At 61.3% G+C, this 24077-nt stretch carries 19 protein-coding genes; 7 read left to right on the forward strand and 12 right to left on the reverse strand.

Annotated features, from left to right (window positions below; translation table 11 throughout):
• Positions 1-121 precede the first annotated feature (121 nt).
• The 3 genes from KZH41_RS21480 to KZH41_RS21490 all read right to left on the reverse strand — a co-directional run bounded on the left by KZH41_RS21480 (position 122) and on the right by KZH41_RS21490 (position 4068).
• Entirely contained in the window at positions 122-3112 is a 2991-nt protein-coding gene (locus KZH41_RS21480; protein WP_094949880.1) for an RHS repeat-associated core domain-containing protein, read from the reverse strand.
• Positions 3113-3249: 137 nt separating this feature from the next.
• Entirely contained in the window at positions 3250-3543 is a 294-nt protein-coding gene (locus KZH41_RS21485) for a BolA family protein (RefSeq protein WP_094949881.1), read from the reverse strand.
• Positions 3544-3549: 6 nt separating this feature from the next.
• Complete coding sequence (locus tag KZH41_RS21490; protein WP_094949882.1) at positions 3550-4068, reverse strand: DUF2059 domain-containing protein; 519 nt, start codon at positions 4066-4068, stop codon at positions 3550-3552.
• Positions 4069-4260: 192 nt separating this feature from the next.
• Here KZH41_RS21490 and KZH41_RS21495 point away from each other — a divergent pair, with 192 nt between their 5' ends.
• On the forward strand, positions 4261-5649 hold the full coding sequence (locus KZH41_RS21495) for a class II fumarate hydratase (protein WP_263273668.1): 1389 nt from the start codon (positions 4261-4263) through the stop codon (positions 5647-5649).
• Positions 5650-6074: 425 nt separating this feature from the next.
• Here the strand turns inward: KZH41_RS21495 and KZH41_RS21500 are convergent, their stop codons facing one another.
• The 3 genes from KZH41_RS21500 to pap form a co-directional block, all read right to left on the reverse strand.
• The gene (locus KZH41_RS21500) at positions 6075-7031 is read right to left on the reverse strand and encodes a DMT family transporter (RefSeq protein WP_094953527.1); all 957 of its coding nucleotides are present in this window, start codon (positions 7029-7031) and stop codon (positions 6075-6077) included.
• Between the two features lie 209 nt (positions 7032-7240).
• Complete coding sequence (locus tag KZH41_RS21505) at positions 7241-8425, reverse strand: thiolase family protein (protein WP_263273669.1); 1185 nt, start codon at positions 8423-8425, stop codon at positions 7241-7243.
• Positions 8426-8598: 173 nt separating this feature from the next.
• Positions 8599-10113: a polyphosphate:AMP phosphotransferase gene (pap, locus tag KZH41_RS21510; protein WP_094953529.1), complete on the reverse strand. Its 1515-nt coding sequence runs from the start codon at positions 10111-10113 to the stop codon at positions 8599-8601.
• Positions 10114-10254: 141 nt separating this feature from the next.
• On the opposite strand from pap, the gene mnmC reads away from it, so the two are divergent.
• The 5 genes from mnmC to KZH41_RS21535 all read left to right on the forward strand — a co-directional run bounded on the left by mnmC (position 10255) and on the right by KZH41_RS21535 (position 17572).
• Positions 10255-12246, forward strand: a complete 1992-nt coding sequence (mnmC, locus tag KZH41_RS21515; RefSeq protein WP_263273670.1) for a bifunctional tRNA (5-methylaminomethyl-2-thiouridine)(34)-methyltransferase MnmD/FAD-dependent 5-carboxymethylaminomethyl-2-thiouridine(34) oxidoreductase MnmC — start codon at positions 10255-10257, stop codon at positions 12244-12246.
• A 143-nt stretch (positions 12247-12389) separates the two neighbouring features.
• On the forward strand, positions 12390-14162 hold the full coding sequence (locus KZH41_RS21520) for an N-acetylglutaminylglutamine amidotransferase (RefSeq protein WP_094953531.1): 1773 nt from the start codon (positions 12390-12392) through the stop codon (positions 14160-14162).
• Between the two features lie 3 nt (positions 14163-14165).
• A complete protein-coding gene (gene ngg / locus KZH41_RS21525; protein WP_242151504.1) occupies positions 14166-15911 on the forward strand; it encodes an N-acetylglutaminylglutamine synthetase in 1746 nt (581 codons plus the stop codon).
• Between the two features lie 174 nt (positions 15912-16085).
• Positions 16086-17270 (forward strand): osmoprotectant NAGGN system M42 family peptidase, encoded by a 1185-nt coding sequence (locus tag KZH41_RS21530; protein WP_094953533.1) that lies wholly within the window; start codon positions 16086-16088, stop codon positions 17268-17270.
• 74 nt (positions 17271-17344) lie between these two features.
• Complete coding sequence (locus KZH41_RS21535) at positions 17345-17572, forward strand: YheU family protein (RefSeq protein ID WP_053257215.1); 228 nt, start codon at positions 17345-17347, stop codon at positions 17570-17572.
• A 7-nt stretch (positions 17573-17579) separates the two neighbouring features.
• Here KZH41_RS21535 and csrA read toward each other — a convergent pair whose 3' ends face one another.
• Positions 17580-17771 carry a carbon storage regulator CsrA gene (gene csrA / locus KZH41_RS21540; protein WP_094953534.1) on the reverse strand — a complete coding sequence of 64 codons (192 nt, stop codon included), beginning with the start codon at positions 17769-17771 and terminating at the stop codon, positions 17580-17582.
• Positions 17772-18857: 1086 nt separating this feature from the next.
• Positions 18858-19673, reverse strand: coding sequence for an SDR family oxidoreductase (locus KZH41_RS21545; RefSeq protein ID WP_263273671.1), 816 nt, complete (start codon positions 19671-19673; stop codon positions 18858-18860).
• Between the two features lie 328 nt (positions 19674-20001).
• Between KZH41_RS21545 and KZH41_RS21550 the strand changes: the two genes are divergently transcribed.
• A complete protein-coding gene (locus KZH41_RS21550) occupies positions 20002-20154 on the forward strand; it encodes a DUF3309 family protein (RefSeq protein ID WP_015885095.1) in 153 nt (50 codons plus the stop codon).
• 53 nt (positions 20155-20207) lie between these two features.
• On the opposite strand, the gene KZH41_RS21555 is transcribed toward KZH41_RS21550, so the two are convergent.
• The 4 genes from KZH41_RS21555 to KZH41_RS21570 form a co-directional block, all read right to left on the reverse strand.
• Positions 20208-22295 carry an LTA synthase family protein gene (locus tag KZH41_RS21555; RefSeq protein WP_263273672.1) on the reverse strand — a complete coding sequence of 696 codons (2088 nt, stop codon included), beginning with the start codon at positions 22293-22295 and terminating at the stop codon, positions 20208-20210.
• A gap of 417 nt (positions 22296-22712) precedes the next feature.
• On the reverse strand, positions 22713-22904 hold the full coding sequence (locus tag KZH41_RS21560; protein WP_003192770.1) for a PLDc N-terminal domain-containing protein: 192 nt from the start codon (positions 22902-22904) through the stop codon (positions 22713-22715).
• Between the two features lie 67 nt (positions 22905-22971).
• On the reverse strand, positions 22972-23508 hold the full coding sequence (locus tag KZH41_RS21565; RefSeq protein WP_263273673.1) for a hypothetical protein: 537 nt from the start codon (positions 23506-23508) through the stop codon (positions 22972-22974).
• Positions 23509-23549: 41 nt separating this feature from the next.
• Entirely contained in the window at positions 23550-24065 is a 516-nt protein-coding gene (locus tag KZH41_RS21570) for an ankyrin repeat domain-containing protein (RefSeq protein ID WP_094951437.1), read from the reverse strand.
• Positions 24066-24077: the final 12 nt, after the last annotated feature.

Raw genomic sequence — 24077 nt, forward strand, 5'->3', positions numbered from 1 at the left:
AACCCAAATAGCAAAAGATCAGCCAAGCCTAGAGATAGCTCACACGCACACGCGGTACTGAGGGCAATGTAGTGTGTCGATATATGAATGAGCCGCTGCGCCAGCCCATTCACCCTCCTACTTAGTTAGGCCGCGGGGCTCGGCGCCAGGCCGTCGCCAAGGTCGAATACCCGCCCCTGGCAAACTGTACGAAAAAGCCACGCCATTCGGTCAGCGCGGAAATCATGCCGCGGGCCGCCATCACAATATTGCGCGTCATCCGGCCCTGGGCGGCCACGGGTAAGCCCGTCAGCGCAACGGCCAATGCCTCGATACCGGACGCGGCCCAGTGCGTCCACACCTGATTGAACATTCTGCTCAGCCCACCGTGCATCGTCGCGACAGGGTCCGGCAGCTGCAGGGTTTGGCCATGGGGATCGTGGACGGCCGTCGGGTGACCGCCACGAATCATCGTTCCCATCGCTCCGTCGTAAGCTTCTATTGCAGGTGAGACATTAGGTTGCATCAGCACAGGTACTTCCCCGCCGTATACCGCGTTAGCCACGGTTGCAAGGGCATAGGCCGCCGTCGCCCCGGCGGTGCGCGTCACCCTGCCCCGCAGGGGCGTGCTGCCCCAGGAGACGCCGGTACCGTGCCCACGCATGACCTGCTGCACGAGTTCCCTGGAGAGCGAGCGCACATGCCCGCCCAACCGCTGGACCGCCACCGGGTCCCAGCTGTGCTCCGCTTGATCACCTATCGAGTCGCCATAAACGGCATACCCCATACCCGCGGCACCTGCAAAAAGAGCACCGATCTGTGGCGCATGTTGCGTCCAGTTACCGGCGATACCGGTGCTCATGTGTGCCGTAGACACTGCATCCAGCACCGCGACGGTAATGCGCAAGATTTGGTTGCGTTGCGCCGTGGGCTGGAGGGTGTTGAAGACCGCCAGATCGACGCCCGTCCAAAGGGTATTGGAGATATAGGTGGATAAACCATCACGAATCGCGGCCGATGAACCGGCCTGTATCCTGGGTCGAAAAACGCGCTCCATCAGCGCGAGCCTGCGGCTGATGGACAGCCTGCGCAGTTGCATCTGGCGCGGCTGCTCCAAAGCCGGTGTCGCCGCCAACCCCTGCTTATCAACCTTGGTAATGGGGTTACCGCCAACCATGGCGTACACATTCAAGCCATCGGCATCGCCGGTCGGGTCCGGGCTGATCCAGCGACACAACCACGGCGCGTAATACCTGAAGCCGTAGTAGGACAGCCCACTGGCATCGCGCTCCTTGCCCGAATAACGGATGAATTTATAGCTCGCTTCGCTGGCGCTTTTCGCCGCCCACCACGCGGTACCGCCGTAGGGATAGTAGCTTTCTTGGCTGAGCAGTTGTGCCTGCTCGCCCAGCTCCATAGTGCTGCTGCCCAAGTGGTCCGACAAGCCATAACGGATCTGCACATCCTGGCGGCCCCCCGAAGGGTGACGATCCCAGGACAGTACCCGAACGGTGAGGGTACCGACGTCGAGGTTGAGTACATTCAGTTGCTCACCCGTTGCACTGTCATGGCGAATCTCCAATCCTGGCAAGTAGCGCACCTGCGCCGTATGCACCACGCCCTTGGCTTGGGTTACCCGGTGCTTGAGGAGGCGTCGACCGGTCGCATCGTACGCGTAGCGTTCCTCATCGTCGTTTCCTCCCTCGCGCAGCACCTGCGTGATGCGCACCAGTTGATTGCGCACATCCCAGCCCATCCCATGGTCGCCCTCCAGCGCTTGCAGATTGCCGTTGCGGTCAAAGTCCTGCCCCAACCCCGGCACAGCACTGCCATCGGCCTGCGGCACGAAATGATTGCTGCGGGCGGCCACGCTCATCTGGCGCGTGAAACCCGTGCCGCTGCTGGGCACATGCTGCAACTCAAGCAAATTGCCGGCCGCGTCATAGCTGAACTGCTGGGTGTAACGACGCCAGACGCTGTCGTCAGTCGACCCGAACGCCACCCTCGCCGGTAACGCGGGGCCACCCTTGTTGCCGGCGGTTTCGCGCCCGGTGGCCTTGGTCAATTGCGATAACGTGTCGTACTCATAGACGCTGGCCGAACTGATCCGGGTGTTGCTCGACCATTGTGTCGGCTGGGCCAGATCGTCGATCCGCACAATGTTGCCGACGCAATCATAATCGTAGGTCAGATCTTGCAGCGCTGTGCTCGTCGGCCCCTGCACACGGGCACTCATCTGCCGCAAGCGACCATCGGCTTCACGGTAGAGCAAGGTACGCACAACGCCATTCCCGGCGCGCTCACTGATCACTTGACCCGCCGCATTGTAGCGACGCTGGCCCATTAACTGCGTGCGCACGCCGCCCGTGGGCAACACAAAGATGCTCGCCGGCTGGCCGTCAATGCCATAGGCATACTCAAGGCGATTGCCCTTGGCATCCACATGATGCAGGCGCTCACCCAGCGCGTTGAAACCCGTTGATGTCTGGAAACGCTCAGGTTCCAGGCGCACGTCGCGTTGTACATCGAGCAGCGGCCAACCCAGCACAGCGCTCGCCTGCCGGAAGCGTCGAGTCTGCTGGACAACCCCTCCGTGCAGCCCATAAAACTCGTGGAACAACGAACCGCCGCCGTCATCATGACGAATCACCTGGCCACAGCGATTGCGTGCGGCCTCTTCGTCCGAGCGTGAAGCGTAGGCAAGACGCTCGACACACAGGGGTTGCTCGTCATTGGCCGCCTGCTCGAAGACGGCGACGGGCCGCACGTATTGGTCGTAGTGATGCGCCTGATGGGCGCCCCGCCCATCCCACTCTTCCAGTAACTGCCCGGCCTCACCCGGCAACGTAAGCCGCCAGCCGGCATCCACGCTGTCGATGCGCAACGCATGCCCGCCAAGACTGTAGACCGTGCGTTGATTGGCCTGAGTGCCAGCCTGTGAACGCGACAATTGCAACAGCCGCGGATCCCACTGCTCAATCATCAAGCCAGAACTGCCAAACACCTGACGATGGATACGCACTTGCGGCTCAACCTGTGCCCTTGAGCGGTGATACTCGATGTTACGGACGATCAATCCACGCGGGTCGAAAGCGGCCAGGGATGGCGTATTTCGATGGATGGAATTAGACATGACCTCAAGACCCTATTTCTGAATAAGTAGTCTTGAAAGCCTAAGGATGTTGGGGGGGAGCAAGGTGGTACTGGAAGATATTTTATGTATCCGGGGCTGGCATCGCCTCGACCCGCTCGCGCGGGTCGAGACGATATTCAATGCCCGCCGGCGCAGGTCGGCGAGGCCGGGGCTGCGTCGATTCTCGCCCATTCTTCAGGCGTGTAGGTATGCAGCGCCAACGCATGAAATTCGCTCATCAGGTCACCCAACGTGGCGTAGACCGTCTGGTGGCGCTTGACGCGGTTAAGCCCCTCGAACTGCTGGCTGACCAGCACGGCCTTGAAGTGGGTCTGCAACCCACGGCTGTGCATGTGGCTTTCATCCAGCACGCTCATGTGTTGCGGGCTCAGGGCGGCGAGCGCCGTTTCGATACGCTGTTGCATGGTCATTCCTGCTTACTTCTTCTTGGCCGGTGCAGCAGCTTTAGGCGTCAGCTCGTTGGTCATGTCTTCCAACAGCTTGTTCACCACCGGCACGGCGCTTTCCAGCTTGGCCTGGGTCATCTGCGCCGATTGCTGGGTCAGTTGCGGCATTTTTTCCAGGACTTTCTTGCCCAGTGGTGACTGGTAGAACGCAACCAGGTCCTTGAGCTCGGATTCGCTGAAGTTAGTGGTGTAGAGCTTGACCATGTCCGGTTTCAGCTTCGGCCAGCCGATAGCCTGGTCTAGGGCGGCGTTAGCCTTGGCCTGGTAGGTGTCCAGTACGGACTGCTTGGCGGCAGGCGCCTTGGTCTGTTCGAAACGCTGGGCGAACATTTGCTGCACTTGCATGTACACCGGGGTACCCAGCTTGTCAGCGTGGGCCAGGGTAAGGAAGGCTTCGGCACTGGCGTTATGGCTGGCGGTATCGGCAAAGACTTGGCCGCTGGCGCAAACCAGAGCAACCGCGGTACAGATGGCACGAAGACGAGTCATCGAGTTTCCTTTCTAGCAGGCGAGGTAAGACCCCAAGGGCGCCCATTCTGCGCCTAAAAAACCTCCCGGCTCAACCCCAGGCCCTGTTGGGCCTGGTTTTGCGGGACTTGCATCCGATGAAAAGTCTTTTAGGGAACCCCCAAAGCCCATCACGGCCTAAACTGCGCAAACGAACCTGAAGGAGTGTGCCCGATGAGCCGTATCGAAACCGACAGCCTGGGAGAAGTCCATGTCCCGGATGACGCTTACTGGGGCGCGCAGACCCAACGTTCACTGGTGAACTTCGCCATCGGCGAGCAACGCATGCCATTGGCGGTACTGCACGCCCTGGCCCTGATCAAGAAAGCTGCGGCGCGGGTCAACGACCGCAATGGCGATTTGCCCGCCGACATCGCCCGCCTGATCGAACAGGCCGCCGATGAAGTGCTCGACGGTCAACATGACGACCAGTTCCCGCTGGTGGTGTGGCAGACCGGCAGCGGCACCCAGAGCAACATGAACGCCAACGAAGTGATCGCCGGCCGTGCCAACGAGCTGTCGGGCAAGACCCGCGGCGGCAAGAGCCCGGTGCACCCTAACGATCATGTGAACCGCTCCCAGAGTTCCAACGACTGCTTCCCCACCGCCATGAGCATCGCGACGGTGCAGGCGGTGAACAAACAGCTGCTGCCGGCGATCACCCACCTGTCGGGTGGGCTGGCGGAACTGTCGGCGCGGCACATGAAGCTGGTCAAGACCGGCCGCACCCACATGATGGACGCCACGCCGATCACCTTTGGCCAGGAAGTCTCAGCGTTTATCGCACAGCTCGATTACGCCGAACGCGCGATCCGCAGCGCCCTGCCCCCAGTCTGCGAACTGGCCCAAGGCGGCACCGCCGTCGGTACCGGGCTCAATTCGCCCCACGGCTTTGGCGAGGCGATTGCCGCCGAACTGGCCGCGCTGTCAGGGCTGCCATTCGTCACCGCACCGAACAAATTTGCCGCCCTCTCCGGCCATGAGCCGCTGGTAACCCTGCACGGCGCCCTAAAAACCCTGGCCGTGGCCCTGATGAAACTCGCCAACGACCTGCGCCTGCTCGGCTCCGGCCCACGCGCCGGGTTGGCAGAAGTGAAACTGCCGGCCAACGAGCCGGGCAGCTCGATCATGCCGGGCAAGGTCAACCCCACGCAGTGCGAAGCGCTGTCGATGCTGGCCTGCCAGGTGCTGGGCAATGACGTGACCATCGGCATTGCCGCCAGCCAAGGCCACTTGCAGTTGAACGTGTACAAGCCGGTGATCATCCATAACCTGCTGGAGTCGATCCGCCTGCTGGCCGACGGTTGCAACAACTTCCAGGAACACTGCATCGCCGGCCTTGAGCCCGACGCCGAGCAAATGGCCGAGCACCTGGAGCGCGGCCTGATGCTGGTGACAGCGCTCAACCCGCACATCGGCTACGACAAGTCGGCGCAGATCGCCAAAAAGGCTTACGCCGAAGGCCTGACGCTACGCCAGGCTGCGCTGGACCTGGGCTACCTCACCGATGAAGAGTTCGACCAGTGGGTACGCCCGGAAAACATGCTGGAAGCCGGTCATTAAGCTCAGGCTTTTGATCTGCTTTTGATCTTGATCTTGATCTTGATCTTGATCTAAGGCGCCCCGTTAACCACGATGGCCGAACGCAGGCTTGAATCCGTGGGTAACCCGGCAGGACGCCGGGTTAGCCGCGCTGGGCCAAGGATGGCCCATCGCGGCGGCCCACGGATTCAAGCCGGAGTGAGGGCACACCGAGCCTAAGCGAGGTGCCGAGTGGTGGGGCAAGAGCCCTTTTGGTTACTTTTGGGGCTCTTTTCCAAAAGTGACCCGCTGTAAGAGCGGAACCATAAGCAGCCGTTACCGCAGCAACGGATATGTACTCCGAATAGATACCCCAGCCAACCCACATACCGCCATCGCAGGCAAGCCAGCTCCCACATTTGAACCGGTTTACAAAAAATAAAGCTTCGCCGCCGCCTCGCCGGCCATTAAGACGCCAGCCGCACCCGCCGCGCCCTGAGCCCAGCCAGCAACGACGGCGCCAGCGCCACAGTCGCCGACCCCAACACCACCACCAACGCCCCGGCGTAACCCAGAGCATTAATCTCTTCGGCCTGCACAAAATCCGGCCATAACCACGCCGCCAACGCCACCGCCACAAACGTCACCAACGGCGTCAACGCCAACGTCGCACTGACCCGCGAAGCCTCCCAATGCGCCAGGGCTTCGGCAAACGCACCGTAAGCCACCAGCGTATTCATGCAGCACGCCAGCAACAGCCAGCCCTGCAGCGGGCTCAACTGCAACGCCTCCAGCGGATGCGCCCACGGCGTGAGCAGCACGGCGCACGACAGATAAATCACCATCATCACCTGCAGCGAATTCCACACCGTCAGCAACTGCTTCTGACCCAAGGCATAAAACACCCAAATGGTCGTAGCGAGCAGAATCGTCAACACCCCGGCGGTGTAGGTGCCCAAGGAGGTCAGCATTTCTACCAGGCGCTGGTTGAAAAACAGCCCGAAGCCAATGATCAGCACCACCAGGCCCATGCCTTGCCCCAGGCTGAAACGCTCCTTGAACACAAACACGCTGGCGACCATCAGAAAGATCGGCCCCATCTGCACCACCAACTGCGCCGTGCCAGGGCTGAGCATTTTCAGCCCGACCAGATACAGCACGTAGTTGCCCACCAGCCCGCACACCGCCATGGCTACCAGCCAGCCGCCCTTGGGGCCCAGGACCTTGCGGCTGGGCAGGCGTTTGGTGAGGGCCAGGTAGATAAATAAGCAGCTGCCGGCGACGATCAGGCGAAACCAGGTGACGGTCACCGGGTCCATCACCTGTAGCACTTGTTTGAGTTTGATCGGCAGAATGCCCCACAGAAACGCGGTCAGCAGGGTCAAGCCGAAGCCATAGACCCAGCGGCCGGAAGAGATGTGCATGAGTGCCCCGAATGCCTGAGGAAGTGGAACGGGCATTCTAGGTGGACCAAGGGGGGCCTTGGCGAGCGATATTTTCCACAACACCCCAAATCAAAGGTGGGAGCTGGCTTGCCTGCGATGGCGGTGGGTCAGACAAAAAAATCTCGACTGATACACCGCCATCGCAGGCAAGCCAGCGCCCACATGGGCCCATGTTTTTCCAGTGAGATTTAGCGTACGGCTTCAAACAGGCCGGTGGCGCCCATGCCGCCGCCCACGCACATGGTGACAATGCCGTAACGCAGATTGCGTCGTTGCAGCTCGCGAACCAGATGCCCGACTTGCCGCGAACCGGTCATGCCGAAGGGGTGCCCAATCGAGATCGAGCCGCCGTTGACGTTGTACTTGGCGTTATCAATTTCCAACCGGTCACGCGCATACAGGCACTGCGAGGCAAACGCTTCATTGAGTTCCCACAGGTCGATATCCGCCACCTGCAAGCCCTTGGCCTTGAGCAACTTGGGCACCGAGAACACCGGGCCGATGCCCATCTCGTCCGGCTCACAACCGGCCACGGTAAAGCCTCGGAAAAACGCCTTGGGCTTGAGGCCCAATTGCAGGGCTTTTTCCAGGCTCATCACCAGCGTCATCGAGGCGCCGTCGGAGAGCTGCGAGGAGTTGCCGGCTGTCACCGAGCCATCCTCGGCGAAGACCGGCTTCAATCCTTGCAGGCTGGCGAGCGTGGTGTCAGGTCGGTTGCAGTCGTCGCGATCAACCACGCCCTCCAGCACCTGCACTTCGCCGGTGTGCTTGTCCTCGACCTTGTACTTCACCGCCATCGGCACGATCTCATCACTGAACAAACCATCAGCCTGGGCCTGGGCGGTGCGCTGCTGGCTTTGCAGGGCGTACAGGTCTTGCTCCTCACGGCTGACGTGATAACGGCGTGCGACAATCTCAGCCGTCTGGCCCATGGGGAAGTAGATGCCCGGCACCTGCTCTTTAAGCAGCGGGTTGATCAGGTTGTCCGTGTTGACGCTTTTCATGGTCAGGCTGATCGACTCAACGCCACCGGCGACGATAATGTCGCTGCAACCCGAGGCAATCTGGTTGGCGGCAATGGCAATCGCCTGCAAGCCTGAGGAGCAGAAGCGGTTGAGAGTCATCCCAGCGGTACCGGTGCCCAATTGCGAGAGCACCGCCACATTGCGCCCGATGTTGTAGCCCTGGGCGCCTTCATTGGAGCCGGCACCGACGATGCAATCCTCGACCGTCGCCGGGTCGATGCCATGGCGGGTCAGCAGGGCGTTGACGCAATGGGCCGCCATGTCATCGGGACGGGTCTGGTTGAACTTGCCGCGAAAGGATTTGGCCAGGCCGGTTCGCACGCTGTCGACGATCACTACTTCACGCATGGGCTACCTCGATCTTGTCGTTGTTGGGAGATGGATCGAGGATAGAACCGGGCCCTCCTGACTGCGATGATCATTCACCCGGTAGATACAAAAGCATGGTGCAGAACACTGCCTTGTGGCGAGCAGGCTTGTCGGGCCGCTCGCCACAACAAACCCGCTCACCACAGACAACGCTATTTCTTTGTCTTCTTATCGTGCTTGTCAGTCTTATCGAACGCCTCTTCCAGCGCGCGGTTGATGGTGCGCAGCACCTTGACCCGCGCCCAGCGCTTGTCGTTGGCTTCCACCAGGGTCCACGGCGAGACTTCCGTGCTGGTGCGGTCGACCATATCGCCCACGGCGGCGCGGTAGTCGTCCCACTTGTCGCGGTTACGCCAATCGTCCTCGGTGATCTTGAAGCGCTTGAACGGGATCTCCTCACGGGCCTGGAAGCGCTCCAGCTGGGTCTGTTTGTCGATGGCCAGCCAGAACTTGACCACGATCACCCCCGCGTCGCGCAGCTGCTCTTCAAAGTCATTGATCTCGCCGTAGGCCCGCATCCAGTCCGCCGGGGTGCAGAAGCCTTCGATGCGCTCCACCAACACGCGGCCGTACCACGAACGGTCGAACACAGTGAACATGCCGCGTGCCGGGATCTTCTGCCAGAACCGCCACAGGTAAGGCTGGGCACGCTCGTCTTCACTCGGCGCGGCAATCGGCACGATGTGATACTGGCGCGGGTCCAGCGCCGCCGCCACCCGCCGGATCGCCCCGCCTTTGCCCGCCGCGTCGTTGCCTTCGAATACGGTGACCAGCGCGTGCTTGCGCATGCGTTTGTCGCGCATCAGGCCGGAGAAGCGCGCCTGTTCGGTGATCAGCTGTTCTTCGTAATCGTCCTTGTCCAGGTGCAAGGTCATGTCGAGGCTGTCGAGCAGGCTCTTGCGGTCCACCGACGCCAACAACGGCGCCGGGTTCATGCCGCTGGCCTTGCCCTTGGGCAGTTTCAAGGCATTTTGCAGGCTCTCAAGCAGGATTTTGCCCACGGTGAGGCTGCGGTAATTAGCGTCAACGCCTTCGATCACGTGCCACGGCGCGTAGTCACGGCTGGTGCGGCGCAGAATGCGCTCGCCGAAATGCACAAACTTGTCGTAGGTCTCCGATTGCTGCCAGTCCAGCGGGCTGATGCGCCAGCTGTGCAGCGGGTCATCGGCCAAGGCCTTGAGCCGCGCTTTCATCTGCTTCTTGGACAAGTGGAACCAGAACTTGAAGATCAACGCGCCTTCGTCACAGAGCATCTTTTCCAGGCGCTCGGCACCGGCGATGGCCTGGTCCAGGCGGGCGTTCTTGAGCTGGCCGTGCACCCGGCCTTGCAGCATCTGGCTGTACCAGTTGCCAAAAAAGATGCCCATGCGGCCTTTGGCGGGCAGTTGCCGCCAGTAGCGCCAGGCCGGCGGGCGCGCCAGTTCTTCGTCGGTCTGCTGGTCGAAGGTGCGCACCTCGATCAGGCGTGGGTCCATCCATTCATTGAGCAGCTTGACGGTCTCGCCCTTGCCGGCGCCTTCAATGCCGTTGATCAGGATGATCACCGGGAAGCGCTTCTGCTGTTGCAACTCGTACTGCACCTCCAACAAGGCCTCGCGCAGGGCCGGCACTTCGGCGTCGTAGGTGTCTTTGTCGATGGCGTGACCGATTTCGGCGGATTCGAACATGGGCAGCTCCGTTTCAAGATGGCTCAAGACTAGCGGATTGGGCAACAATGCGCGGGAGGAAATTCCACACGTAGTTGCCTTGGGTCAATTCAACGTCTATTGATCAGCTAGAATGGCCGCCTTGTCTTTACCGAGCCGCCCATGAACCCCATCACCCACGCCCAGCTCGACTGGGATGACCAAGGTCGCCCGCACTCGCGGGTCTTCGACGATGTGTATTTTTCCGACAAATCCGGCCTTGAAGAAACCCGCTATGTGTTCCTCGAACAGAACCGTTTGCAGGAGCGTTTTGCCGCCTTGCCGGCGGGCGGACGATTGGTGATTGGCGAGACCGGTTTCGGCACCGGCTTGAATTTTCTCTGCGCCTGGCAGCTGTTTGAGCAACACGCGGTGGCCGGTGCACGCCTGCATTTTGTCAGCGTGGAAAAGTACCCACTGAGCCACGCCGACCTGCAACGCGCCCTCGCCCTCTGGCCGGAACTTGCGCCCTTCGCCGAGCAATTGTTGGCCCAGTACATTGCCATCCACCCAGGCTTCCAACGCCTGGTGCTGGACAATGGCCGTGTGACCCTCACGCTGTTGATCGGTGACGCCCTGGAGCAACTGCCGCAGCTGGATGCACAGGTTGACGCGTGGTTTCTCGACGGCTTCGCACCGGCGAAAAACCCCGACATGTGGACCGCCGAACTGTTTGCCGAACTGGCCCGCTTGGCCGCACCGGCTTCAACCATCAGCACCTTTACCAGCACCGGCTGGGTACGGCGCCTGATCAATGCCGCCGGGTTCAAGATGAAGCGCACGCCGGGCATCGGGCATAAATGGGAGATCCTGCGCGGTGAGTTTCTCGGCTGGCCCGAGGACGCGACACCACCGGCCAAAGCCAAACCCTGGTTCGCCCGCCCGGCAACTGTCGAAGGCGAGCGCCACGCCATGGTCATCGGCGGCGGCTTGGCCGGTTGCGCCACTGCCGCCAGCCTGGCCGCGCGCGGTTGGCGCGTCAGCTTGGTGGAGCGCCACGCCGCCCTGGCCCAGGAAGCGTCCGGCAACCCGCAGGGCGTGCTGTACCTCAAGCTGTCGGCCCATGGCACGGCGTTGTCGCAACTGATCCTCAGCGGCTTCGGCCACACGCGACGTCTGTTGGAGCACCTGCACCGAGGTGTCGATTGGGATGGCTGCGGTGTGCTGCAACTGGCGTTCGACGCCAAGGAAGCCCAGCGCCAGGCACAACTGGCTGAGGCGTTTGCGCCCGAGTTGCTGCACCTGCTGGACCGTGAACACGCGCAACAACAGGCCGGCATCGACCTGGCCCAGGGCGGCCTGTTTTTCCCGCAAGGCGGTTGGGTGCATCCGCCCGCGCTGTGCCACTGGCAAGCGGCGCATCCGCTGATTGAGGTGCTCACCCATCACGATGCCCTGGAGCTGCACCGGGTCGACGACCAGTGGCAGGCCCGCGACGGTGACTGCGTGCTGGTAAGCGCCAGTGTGGTGGTGCTCGCTGGAGCCGCCGACATCAAGCGGTTCCCACTGAGCGCCGACTTGCCGCTCAAGCGTATCCGCGGGCAAATCACCCGGCTGGCGCAAACGGCGGCGAGTACGGCCTTGGCCACGGTGGTCTGCGCCGAAGGCTACGTCGCGCCCGCCCGGCTTGGCGAGCACACCTTGGGCGCCAGTTTTGATTTCAACAATGAAGACCTCACGCCCACCGTCGCCGAACATGCCGGCAACCTCGAAATGCTGCGGGAGATTTCTGAAGACCTGCTGCAGCGCCTGGGCGCCGACGCACTGGCTCCCGAACAGTTGGAAGGCCGCGCTGCTTTCCGCTGCACCAGCCCCGACTACCTGCCGATCGTCGGGCCGTTGGCCGACCAGGACGCCTTCCGACACGCCTATGCCGTACTCAGCAAAGACGCCCGCCAAGTGCCGGACACGCCTTGCCCGTGGCTGCCAGGGTTGTACATCAACAGCGGCCACGGCTCACGCGGGCTGATTACCGCGCCACTGTGCGGCGAGTTGCTGGCAGCCTGGCTCAGCGACGAGCCGCTGCCCGTTCCGGCCAGCGTGGCAGAGGCCTGCCACCCGAATCGGTTTGCCCTGCGCGCACTGGTCAGAGGCAAGGCAGCGACACAGAAATAGCGGGATTGCAGGCGTCGCGGCAATTTGCCTTATAACTTATCGGTCTAAAACTCCACGCATAGCACTGGGTCAGTTTCTGGGTACGCGCCCTTCGGGCGTATTGAGTATTGACCCTCCCCAACGGAAAAACCGGTAAGGAATTTATGTGCGGATTAGCTGGAGAATTACGTTTCGATGCCCAACCTGCCGACCTGGCAGCGATTGAGCGCATCACCCATCACCTGGCCCCTCGCGGCCCCGACGCCTGGGGCTTTCACGCCCAAGGGCCGATTGCCCTGGGCCACCGGCGCCTGAAAATCATGGACCTCTCGGACGGCTCGGCCCAGCCGATGGTCGACGCCCAGCTTGGGCTGTCGCTGGCGTTCAACGGCGCCATCTATAACTTCCCGGAATTGCGGCAAGAGCTGGAAGCCTTGGGCTATGCGTTCTATTCCGGCGGCGACACCGAAGTGCTGCTCAAGGGCTACCACGCCTGGGGCGAAGCACTGCTGCCCAAGCTCAACGGCATGTTCGCGTTTGCCATCTGGGAGCGCGACGCGCAGCGCCTGTTTATCGCCCGTGACCGCCTGGGCGTGAAGCCTTTGTACCTGTCGCGTACCGGCCAGCGCCTGCGCTTCGCCTCGGCCTTGCCGGCACTGCTCAAGGGCGGCGATATCAACCCGATCCTCGACCCGGTCGCGCTTAACCACTACCTGAACTTCCACGCCGTAGTACCGGCGCCGCGCACCTTGCTGGCGGGCATTGAAAAGCTGCCGCCGGCGAGCTGGATGCGCATCGACGCCCATGGCGACACCGAGCAGAAAACCTGGTGGACCCTGCCCTACGGCCCCCATGAGGATGAAAAAAACCTCACGCTGCAAGACTGGACCGACCGCGTGCTCGACAGCACCCGCGAAGCCGTGGCGATCCGCCAACGTGCCGCCGTGGACGTCGGCGTGCTGCTGTCCGGCGGTGTCGATTCGAGCATGCTCGTCGGCCTGCTGCGTGAAGTCGGCGTGCAGGATTTATCGACCTTCTCCATCGGTTTTGAAGACGCCGGTGGCGAGCGCGGCGACGAGTTCCAGTACTCGGACCTGATCGCCAAGCACTACGGCACCCGTCACCACCAACTGCGCATCGCCGAAAGCGAAATCATTGAGCAACTGCCGGCGGCATTCCGCGCCATGAGCGAGCCGATGGTCAGCCACGACTGCATCGCCTTCTACCTGCTGTCGCGGGAAGTGGCCAAGCATTGCAAGGTGGTACAAAGCGGCCAGGGCGCCGATGAGCTGTTCGCCGGTTACCACTGGTACCCACAAGTGGACGGCGCCAGCGACCCGTATGCCGCCTACCGCGACGCGTTTTTCGACCGCAGCTACGACGATTACGCCGCCACCGTCGCGCCGAAATGGCTGACCGCCAATGACGCCGCCGGTGACTTTGTGCGCGAACATTTCGCCATGCCGGGCGCCGACGCCGCCGTGGACAAGGCCCTGCGCCTGGACAGCACGGTGATGCTGGTGGACGACCCGGTCAAACGCGTCGACAACATGACCATGGCCTGGGGCCTGGAAGCGCGCACGCCGTTTCTGGATTACCGCCTCGTCGAACTCTCGGCCCGCGTACCCGGCAAGTTCAAGTTGCCCGACGGTGGCAAGCAGGTGCTCAAAGAGGCCGCGCGCCGCGTCATCCCGAGCGAAGTCATCGACCGCAAGAAAGGCTACTTCCCGGTGCCGGGCCTCAAGCATTTGCAGGGCGACACCTTGAACTGGGTGCGAGAACTGCTGCTGGACCCGAGCCAGGATCGCGGCCTGTTCAACCCGGCCATGCTTGACCGCCTGTTGACCGACCCGCAGGGCCAACTGACCCCGCTGCGTGGCTCCAAGCTGTGGCAACTGGCGGCGCTGAACCTGTGGCTCAGCGAACAAGGAATCTGATTGATGAAACCTCTCGCAGCGGCTTACAGCCAACGCTTGCTCAAGGGCCAGGCGCCGACCTACGAGCGCCTGCAAGCCCGCCTGGCGGAAGATGGCAGCCCGCTGGGCGCCGAACCGATTGCCGTGCATTGCGGCTGGGGCCGGTTGTTGATCGGCCACACGTTTGCGGACCCGGCGAGCCTGGCTCAGGAACTGCTGCATGAGCAGCCTGGCGAACGCGACATCGCGCTGTACGTGGCCGCGCCCCAGCAGATCCTCGGGATTGATCCGCAGCAGCTGTTCCTGGACCCGTCCGACACGTTGCGCCTGTGGTTCAGCGACTATCGGCCCGCCACCCGCGTGTTTCGCGGCTTTCGTATTCGCCGGGTGCAAACTGAAGCCGATTGGGCGGCAGTCAACCAGCTGTATCAAGGCCGCGGCATGCTGCCGGTCGACGCCGAGCGCCTGACCCCGCGCCATCAAGGTGGCCCGGTGTATTGGCTGGCCGAGGACGAAGACAGCGGCGCGGTGATCGGCGGCGTGATGGGCCTCAATCATCAAAAAGCCTTTCACGACCCGGAAAACGGTTGCAGCCTGTGGTGCCTGGCCGTCGACCCACAGTGCACGCGCCCTGGCGTGGGCGAGGTGCTGGTGCGCCACTTGGTGGAGCACTTTATGAGCCGTGGCCTGAGCTACCTCGACCTGTCGGTGTTGCACGATAACCGCCAGGCCAAGAGCCTCTACGCCAAGCTGGGTTTTCGCGCGCTGACCACCTTTGCGATCAAGCGCAAGAACGGCATCAACCAGCCGCTGTTTCTCGGCCCCGGCCCGCAGGCCGGGTTCAACCCGTACGCGCGGATCATTGTCGAAGAGGCTCACCGACGCGGCATTGATGTGCACGTCGATGATGCCGATGCCGGCCTGTTTACCCTCAGCCATGGCGGGCGCCGCGTGCGCTGCCGTGAATCCCTGAGCGACCTGACCAGCGCCATCAGCATGACCCTGTGCCAGGACAAAAGCCTGACCCACAAAGTGCTCAAAGCGGCCGGTTTGAACCTGCCCTCGCAGCAATTGGCGGGCAATGCCGACGACAACCTGGAGTTCCTCGACGAACACCAGCGCATCGTGGTCAAGCCGCTCGATGGCGAGCAAGGCCAAGGCGTGGCGGTGGATCTGCAGACCATCGAGGACGTGCAGAAAGCTGTCGAAGCGGCGCGTCAGTTCGACAGCCGTGTGCTGCTCGAAAGCTTTCACGAAGGCCTCGACCTGCGCATCCTGGTGATCGGTTTTGAAGTGGTCGCCGCCGCCATCCGTCGCCCGGCCGAAGTGACCGGCGACGGCCAGCATTCCATCGGCGCCTTGATCGAAGCCCAAAGCCGTCGGCGCCAAGCCGCCACCGACGGAGAAAGCAAAATCCCGCTGGACGCCGAAACCCAACGCACCCTGCATGCCGCCGGTTACGACTACAGCAGCATCCTGCCACGTGGCGAAACCCTGGCGGTACGCCGCACCGCCAACCTGCACACCGGCGGCTGCCTGGAAGACGTCACGGCGATTCTGCACCCGACCCTGGTCGACGCCGCCGTACGCGCCGCCCGCGCGCTGGACATTCCCATGGTCGGCCTGGACCTGATGGTGCCCGCCGCCGACCAACCCGAGTATGTGTTTATCGAAGCCAACGAACGGGCCGGCCTGGCCAATCACGAGCCGCAACCGACTGCGGAGAAGTTTGTGGATTTGTTGTTTCCGCATAGCCAGCCGACCGCTTGAGAAATGTGTCGCCTGCACCGGCGCTATCGCGGGCAAGCCCGGCTCCCACAGTTGAATGCACTTCAATGTGGGAGCCGGGCTTACCCGCGATAAGGCCAGTACAGGCGATGGATTTCCAGCTGACCTGTTCCCCTCATCGAAACCATCGATGCCCTCACCTCATCAGGAGTTTCCATGACTCGAACCATCCCCGAACCGGACCTGAACTACCTGCAAAAAGTGCTGCTGGAAATGCTCGCTATTCCCAGCCCTACCGGGTTTACCGACACCATCGTGCGCTACGTCGCCGAACGCCTGGAAGAACTGGGCATCCCCTTTGAGATGACCCGGCGCGGCACCATTCGCGCCACCCTCAAGGGCCAGAAAAACAGCCCCGACCGTGCAGTGTCCGCGCACTTGGACACCATCGGCGCCGCCGTACGTGCAATCAAAGACAACGGCCGCCTGACGCTCGCCCCGGTCGGTTGCTGGTCCAGCCGTTTTGCCGAAGGCAGCCGCGTCAGCCTGTTTACCGACAACGGCGTGATCCGTGGCAGCGTGTTGCCGTTGATGGCCTCCGGGCACGCCTTCAACACCGCCGTGGATGAAATGCCAGTGAGTTGGGACCACGTGGAATTGCGCCTCGACGCTTACTGCGCCACCCGCGCCGACTGCGATTCCTTAGGCATCAGCATCGGTGACTACGTGGCCTTTGACCCACTGCCCGAGTTCACCGAGAGCGGGCATATCAGCGCGCGTCACCTGGACGACAAAGCCGGTGTCGCCGCCCTGCTCGCCGCGCTCAAGGCGATCATCGACAGCGGCGAACCCTTGCTGATCGACTGCCACCCGCTGTTTACCATCACCGAAGAAACCGGCAGTGGCGCCGCTGCTGCCCTGCCGTGGGACGTGAGTGAGTTTGTTGGCATCGACATCGCCCCGGTCGCACCCGGCCAGCACTCCAGCGAGCACGCCGTGAGCGTGGCGATGCAGGATTCCGGCGGGCCGTATGACTATCACCTGTCCCGGCACTTGCTGCGCCTGGCCTCGGACAATGACCTGCCAGTGCGGCGCGACCTGTTCCGCTATTACTTCAGCGACGCGCATTCGGCGGTGACTGCCGGCCACGACATTCGCACCGCGCTGCTGGCGTTTGGTTGCGACGCGACCCACGGTTACGAGCGCACGCACATCGACAGCCTGGCGGCGTTGAGTCGCCTGTTGGGCGCGTACATCCTCAGCCCGCCGGTATTCGCCAGCGACGCGCAACCGGCCCAGGGTTCGCTGGACCGCTTCAGTCATCAGATCGAGCATGAAACGCAGATGGAGAGCGACACTCGCGTGCCGTCGGTGGACAGCTTGGTGGGCCAGAAGTCCTGACACGGGCACACCGGATACTGGCAAGACGGATCCCGGCGCAGTAGCATCGCCGGGATTCTACCTCTGAGGCTTTTATGCTGATTCCCTACGACGCACTTGAAGTCGACACCCTGACGCGCCTCATCGAAGACTTCGTGACCCGCGACGGCACGGACAATGGCGATGAGACGCCCCTGGAAACCCGCGTATTGCGTGTGCGACAGGCGCTGACCAAGGGCCAGGCGCTGATTGTGTTCGACCCTGACAGTGAGCAATGCCAGTTGATGCTCAAGCACGATGTGCCCAAGCATCTGTTCGATTGAGGGTGTTTTACGGGTTGGTTTGGGCTTGTGTGGCTTGGCGTTCGAGGATTTTCTGATACACCTCGGCGCGGTGTATGTTGACCCCTATTGGAGCCTGGATACCAAATTTTACTTGGGTGCCGTTTAGTTCGAGGATGTGCAAGGTGATGTCATCGCCGATAGAGATGATTTCGCCTATGGCGCGGCTTAAGACCAGCATGGCGGTTGTCCTTTTGGAGTGACAGGACCTTGACCATGCGCGCTTGGGTGGGGGGCGACAATGGCTTGCCGCTAAATCAGACGGGGCCTACATTTATAGGTAATTTGCCTGACAGACATGGGTTGATTAGGGGGGTTGGGGTTGTTGAGTACATATCCGTTGCTGCGGTAACGGCGGCTATTGGTTCCGCCCTTACGGCGGGTCACTTTTGAAAAAGAGCCCCAAAAGTAACCAAAGGGCTCTTGCCCCACCACTCGGCACCTCGCCTCGCCTAGGGTGTGCCCTCACTCCGGCTTTGGACCGTGGGCCGCCGCCATGGGCCATCCTTGGCCCATCGCGGCTAAACCGGCGTCCTGCCGGTTTACCCACGCCCAAAGCCTGCGTTCGGCCAGCGTGGTTTAACGGGGCGCCTAAGATCAAGATCAAAAGCAGATCAAGATCAAAAGCAGATCAAGATCAAAAGCAGATCAAGATCAAAAGCAAGAGCACGGCGGCCTAGTAGCCGACCTGAGTGGTTAGATCAAAAGCACGGCTGAGGCGGCCTGCTAGCCGACCTGATCTTGGAGGCTGAACTCAATCTAATGTGGGAGCTGGCTTGCCTGCGATGGCATCAACTCTGTGTACCTGATACACCCAGGTGTCTGCATCGCAGGCAAGCCAGCTCCACAGAAAAGCAGATCTGCTTTTGCTGTGCTTTTGCTGTGCTTTTGCCCTGCTTTTGCTTCAACCACTCAGGTCGGCTACTAGGCCGCCGTGCTTTTGATCTTGATCTTCTTGATCTTGATCTTGATCTTGATCTTGATCTTGATCTGAGGCGCCCCGTTAACCACGATGGCCGAACGCAGGCTTGAATCCGTGGGTAACCCGGCAGGACGCCGGGTTAGCCGCGATGGGCCAAGGATGGCCCATGGCGGCGGCCCACGGATTCAAGCCTGCGTGAGGGCATGCCGAGCCTAGGCGAGGCACCGAGTGGTGGGGCAAGAGCCCTTTGGTTACTTTTGGGGCTCTTTTCCAAAGTGACCCGCCGTAAGGGCGGAACCAATAGCCGCCGTTACCGCAGCAACGGATATGCCCCCCACCAAAACCTCACCCCCTAACCGCCTGCGCCTTAGCCCGCATCTTATCCGCCATCGAAGCCATCTCGTCATACAGCAACTGCGGAGTCTTCTGCTTCAACGCCCAAGCCATACGCCCCTGCTCATGCGGCAGAATCATAAACTCCCCCTCCGCCACCCGCTGGTAAATATAGTCAGCAATGTCCGCCGCCGAAATCGGCGAACTCTCGAGCAACTTACCCACCTGCGCCTTCATCGCCGGGGTAGGCCCGCGAAACGAATCCAGCAAGTTGGTCTGGAAAAACGACGGGCACACCACATGCACACCCACTTCCTGCTGCTTGAGTTCCACCAGCAAACTCTCCGACAACGCCACCACACCCGCCTTGGCCACGTTGTAGTTGCTCATCGCCGGCCCCTGCATCAGTGCTGCCATTGAGGCGATGTTGATGATCCGGCCCTTGCTCTTCTCCAACAGCGGCAGAAACGCCTTGCAGCCCTTGACCACGCCCATCAGATTGATCGCGATCTGCCAGTCCCAATCCTCCAGAGACAACTCGGCGAAAAAACCACCCGAGGCGACGCCGGCATTGTTGACGATCACATCAACCCCACCCAGCTTGACCTCGCAGGCCTGGGCAAACGCGGTGAGCTGGCTGTAATCGCGCACATCACAACGCTGGATAAACCCATCGCCACCCGCCTCGCGCACCAGCCTGAGGGTTTCCTGCAAGCCAGGCTCACTGACATCCGACAAGGCCAACTGCCAGCCCTCACGGGCCCAGCGCAGCGCGATTTCGCGACCCAGGCCGGACCCGGCGCCGGTGATCATCATGCGATTTTGCATAGGAAAGTAGCCTTGTGGTTCACGGAAGAAGTGATCGGCAGTGTAGCGAAGGTTTTTCCCACACCCACGCACCATCCAATTGATGAATGCCTCGGGCAAACCTGGGGCCGGGTGGGAGAGTTACGTATAGCGTAAGTTCAATCTTTTTCAACTAATACGGCGTATTTGCGAACGCATTAAAAGAAATAAGCAAGTTTGCAAAATGCTTTAAAAAACCAGGGAATTTTCTGCCGACCGGTACAGTCGGAGTTAATAAGGCGTCTGTATTAAGATGACGGCCTAGCGTTTAATAACCGGTCTTTGCAGAAGGCCTATAAGGAAAAAAACTATGAGCCTCATTCTGATCATTATCCTGATCCTACTGCTGGTAGGCGGCCTGCCAGTATTCCCGCACTCGCGTAACTGGGGCTATGGCCCGTCAGGTATTCTGGGCGTTGTCCTGGTCGTCCTGCTGGTGCTGTTGTTGCTCGGTCGGATATAAACACCGGACAAAAAAAGAGGCCTCATTGAGGCCTCTTTTTTATTGCCGTTAAATTAGTCCGGCTTACCGTCGATAACACCGGCGGTGTTATCCAACAAGCTCTTGGTCGCTGTCTGCAGGAACGATTCGAGTTTCTGCTTCAGCGCCGCTTCGTCCGGCGATTCAGGGATCACTTTACCGGTCGGGTTAGCGCCCAGTTCGTATTCCCACAGTTTGGGTGGCATTTCCTTTGGCAGTACCAGGATACGGTCTGCGGTGACCAAGGCCACCGTCTGGTCGCTGCCCGACGGCTTGATCACGCCAAAGCCCTTGTCGCCTTCCGGCAGGTTCAGCAGGTCACGGCCCCAGCACTGGTGCAGGGTGTCGCCACCGAGGCGGCCCATGATGGTCGGCACGATGTCGATCTGGGTGCCCACGGTGTGGTCACGCTCGCCGAACTTCTCCTGCATGCCCGGTGCAATCATCAGCATCGGCACGTTGAAGCGGCCCAAGTCCATTTCGGTGATCTGCTGTTCGTTGCCGAAGCCGTGGTCACCCACGATCACGAACAGGGTTTCTTTGAAGTACGGCTCTTTACGAGCCTTTTCAAAGAACTGGCCCAGGGCCCAGTCGGAGTAACGCATGGCCGTCAAATGCTCGTTGAGGCTGCCACGGTCGGTGACTTTCTCTACCGGCAATGGCGTCGGCAATGCGTACGGCGTGTGGTTGGACAGGGTTTGCAGCAGCGCGTAGAACGGCTTGCCGCCTTCGCGGGCTTTCAACTCTTCCAGGCCACGGGTGAACATGTCCTGGTCGGACACACCCCACGTCGGGTCGGAGAACACCGGGTTGACGAAGTCATTACGCCCGATGAAGTTGGTCATGCCCTGGTTGCTGAAGAAGCCCGACTGGTTGTCCCAGGCGAAATCGCCGTTGTAGACATACACGTCGTCAAACTTGCGCGCGCTGAGCAACTGCGGCAGGCCCGACAGATTGTGGCTGCCTTCCGGGGTCTGCATCAGGTATTCGAAGCCCGGCAGGTTCGGGAAGCAGGCCATGGTGGCGAACATACCCTGGTGGGTGTGGGTGCCGTTGGAGAAGAAGCGGTCGAACAGCAAGCCTTCTTTGGACAACTTATCGAAGTACGGCGTGATGTTGCCTGGGCGGCCCAGCGCACCGACCGAGTGACCGGCGAAGCTTTCCATCAGGATCACTACAACGTTCTTGATCGGCAGGGTCTTCTCGGCCGGTGGCGTGTAGTCACGGCGCACCGCTGCGGTGTCGGTATCCACCAGCTTCTCTTGCGGCAGCACCAGCATGTCACGCACGGTTTGGGTAGCCAGCGGCTGATCGAGGGTGGCCTTCCAGATGTTGGAACGCTCTTCGGAGAAACGCGACTTGGCCGCGGCGATCAGCGACAAGGTGCCGTTCAAGCCCAATTGGTTGGCGAAGTTCGATTCGGTGGTGTACACATCACCCCAACGCAGCGGCGGGCCCTGGCGCAGGGTGCCACGGATGGCGACCACGGCGATCAACAGGCAGACCACGAACACCGCGATGCGGCTGTACCACGGCGCCACTTGGCGGGTGCCGATACTGCCGCCGCTGAACGGGCCACGTGGGCGCGTCGCACGGTCGGCGCCTTTGAAGGCGATGCTCAGGATCAGTGTGCCCACGGCCCAGGCCAGCAGGTAGCGCACCACCGGGAAACCGTACCAGAGCATGCTCATCACGGTTTTCGGGTCTTCCTTCACGTACTGGAAGACCAGGCCGTTGAGGCGCTGGTGGAACTCGCGGTAGAAGTCCATTTCCATCAAGCCCAGGAACAGGGCAATGCTGGACACCACGGTCAGCCACAAACGGAAGAACCCGCGCGCCGCCATGGCCCTTACGCTGAACAACGCCAGCAGCAGCGGGACCAGCGCGTACATCACAAAGCGTATGTCGAAGCGCGTGCCGTTGACGAACGCTTCCAGGAAGGTCGAGGCAGGCGTGTCGAGGATCATCTCGCGGTTATAGACCAGCAGCGCCAGGCGCAGCAGGGAGAACATCACCATCATGACCAGTGCGCAGAGCAGTGTGTACGCCAGATGGGATTTGACGGTCGGTTGCAGCAGGCGATTAGAAGCTCGCTGCTGACTCAGGGCGTCCGGGTTTGCCATGTCGTTTCAGGACCCATTGGAAGTTTAAGTTACGAAAAAATGCAGTGGCGTCCGTCCCTCGCCCAGGCTGGCTGGGGTAGGCGGTTAACGCGGTGGCGCAAATGGTGCCCGATCAATGGCAGCAACGCTATTAATTACTGAACGTGCGCCGCCCTTGCGCCTTTAACGGCACTCGAGATAGAGCCGTGGCAGCGTCATAAAGCCGGAGAATTGTCTTGGAAAAGATGTGAAAATTTCGTGCAGCGAATACTTTCGACACACAAAACTTTAAATACGCTAAAAACCAATGTGGGAGCGGGCTTGCCCGCGATAGCTGTATGTCAGCCAGCAGAACTGTGGCTGATAAACCGCTATCGCGGGCAAGCCCACTCCCACATTTACTGTGCCCACTCAGGATAAGAGTGAGCGCTGGTGGCGTCAGATCCGCACGTTGCCCCGTGGCCCGGCGATTGCCCAGATGATCAGGCCCAGCACCGGCAACAGCAGGATCAGCAGAATCCACAACACCTTGGCCCCGGTGCTTGCGCCGCTTTTGAACACGTTGATGATCGCCCAGATATCCAACGCCAGGATGATCAGGCCAATCAGGCTATTAAAAGTGGAACCCATGGTGTCGCTCCTAAGTGAGGGCATGCACTTGTAGGATAGTCAGCCCTGGCAGGGGTTCCGTTTTATTTCAGACGTGTAAGGCGACGCGCAGCGCTTCCAGGGACGGCTCGGCCTTGATGCCGACTTCAGCGCACAGTTGCAGCACGCGCGGCAGGTCGTTGCCGTAGACCAGCACCGCCTGGATTTCGTCGTCCAGCAGTTGGCTGAAGTTGAGCAGCACATAACCGCCATCTTCGGGGCTTAAGGCACTCATCTGGATCTGGATGCGGTTCAGCGCAGTGAGGTCTTCGGTCTTGGCCAACTGCTTGGGCTTGAGATTGAACGCTACGCCCGGGCCAAACGACGCGACGATCTGCGCGAACAGGTCGGCATAGGTGTCGGCCTGGAACAGCACGGTCTCCGGTAGGCTACCGACTACGACCCACTCTCCCAGCGCAATCGGGAAGCTGTCGTCGTAGTTGATATCCGGGTTGGCTGCCAGAAAGGCTGCAGGGTCGGCGTAGGCCTGGGCCTGGGCCGCTTCCTCGGCGATGCGCGCCACTTCGTCCTCGCCCATGACGCCGGCGCTGATTTTGCTGATGAGTTCGACGAGGGCGGTTTTCATGGGGTGATCCTGTGGCGAGCTGGTTTTTGAGGGCGCGTAGCCTACACCAGTTTCTGCAACTGCGCCGTCGTATCCACCGCGCCCATGGTCTGAGCCGCCGCCAGTGCAGTCGCGCCCTGGGCATCGGTGGCCTTGGGGTTGGCGCCTTGGCCGAGCAGGTAGTCGACCATGTCGACACGGTTGAACATCGCCGCCATCATCAACGCCGTACGGCCGTCCGAGGAGGCCGCGTCTACCGGCGCGCCGCCGTCGATCAGCGCCTTAACCACCGGCAGGTTGCCTTTGAACGCCGCACCAGCCATTGGCAGTTGGTTCTTGTCGTTGGCGATTTGCGGGTCAGCCTTGAATTCCAGCAGTACTTTTACCGCGTCAGCGTGGCCGTGATAGGCCGCGAGCATCAGCAAGGTGTCGCCATTGTGGTTGCGCAGGTTGGGTGGCAAGCCTTTGGCCAGCAGTGCGGCGAGCATGGCGGCATCGCCTTTGCGCGCCACGTCGAAGACTTGCTCGGCAAATTCAGCGGCTTCGTCTTCGGTCATTTGTTTAGGCTGGTCTGACATGTGGGGCTCCTT

It is taken from the genome of Pseudomonas sp. YeP6b (assembly GCF_025642995.1).
GTDB lineage: Bacteria > Pseudomonadota > Gammaproteobacteria > Pseudomonadales > Pseudomonadaceae > Aquipseudomonas.

Coding starts and splice junctions, on each gene's coding strand:
- KZH41_RS21480 (WP_094949880.1), bottom strand. CDS start 3,112: ATGTCTAATTCCATCCATCGAAATACGCCATCCCTGGCCGCTTTCGAC.
- KZH41_RS21485 (WP_094949881.1), bottom strand. CDS start 3,543: ATGACCATGCAACAGCGTATCGAAACGGCGCTCGCCGCCCTGAGCCCG.
- KZH41_RS21490 (WP_094949882.1), bottom strand. CDS start 4,068: ATGACTCGTCTTCGTGCCATCTGTACCGCGGTTGCTCTGGTTTGCGCC.
- KZH41_RS21495 (WP_263273668.1), top strand. CDS start 4,261: ATGAGCCGTATCGAAACCGACAGCCTGGGAGAAGTCCATGTCCCGGAT.
- KZH41_RS21500 (WP_094953527.1), bottom strand. CDS start 7,031: ATGCACATCTCTTCCGGCCGCTGGGTCTATGGCTTCGGCTTGACCCTG.
- KZH41_RS21505 (WP_263273669.1), bottom strand. CDS start 8,425: ATGCGTGAAGTAGTGATCGTCGACAGCGTGCGAACCGGCCTGGCCAAA.
- pap (WP_094953529.1), bottom strand. CDS start 10,113: ATGTTCGAATCCGCCGAAATCGGTCACGCCATCGACAAAGACACCTAC.
- mnmC (WP_263273670.1), top strand. CDS start 10,255: ATGAACCCCATCACCCACGCCCAGCTCGACTGGGATGACCAAGGTCGC.
- KZH41_RS21520 (WP_094953531.1), top strand. CDS start 12,390: ATGTGCGGATTAGCTGGAGAATTACGTTTCGATGCCCAACCTGCCGAC.
- ngg (WP_242151504.1), top strand. CDS start 14,166: ATGAAACCTCTCGCAGCGGCTTACAGCCAACGCTTGCTCAAGGGCCAG.
- KZH41_RS21530 (WP_094953533.1), top strand. CDS start 16,086: ATGACTCGAACCATCCCCGAACCGGACCTGAACTACCTGCAAAAAGTG.
- KZH41_RS21535 (WP_053257215.1), top strand. CDS start 17,345: ATGCTGATTCCCTACGACGCACTTGAAGTCGACACCCTGACGCGCCTC.
- csrA (WP_094953534.1), bottom strand. CDS start 17,771: ATGCTGGTCTTAAGCCGCGCCATAGGCGAAATCATCTCTATCGGCGAT.
- KZH41_RS21545 (WP_263273671.1), bottom strand. CDS start 19,673: ATGCAAAATCGCATGATGATCACCGGCGCCGGGTCCGGCCTGGGTCGC.
- KZH41_RS21550 (WP_015885095.1), top strand. CDS start 20,002: ATGAGCCTCATTCTGATCATTATCCTGATCCTACTGCTGGTAGGCGGC.
- KZH41_RS21555 (WP_263273672.1), bottom strand. CDS start 22,295: ATGGCAAACCCGGACGCCCTGAGTCAGCAGCGAGCTTCTAATCGCCTG.
- KZH41_RS21560 (WP_003192770.1), bottom strand. CDS start 22,904: ATGGGTTCCACTTTTAATAGCCTGATTGGCCTGATCATCCTGGCGTTG.
- KZH41_RS21565 (WP_263273673.1), bottom strand. CDS start 23,508: ATGAAAACCGCCCTCGTCGAACTCATCAGCAAAATCAGCGCCGGCGTC.
- KZH41_RS21570 (WP_094951437.1), bottom strand. CDS start 24,065: ATGTCAGACCAGCCTAAACAAATGACCGAAGACGAAGCCGCTGAATTT.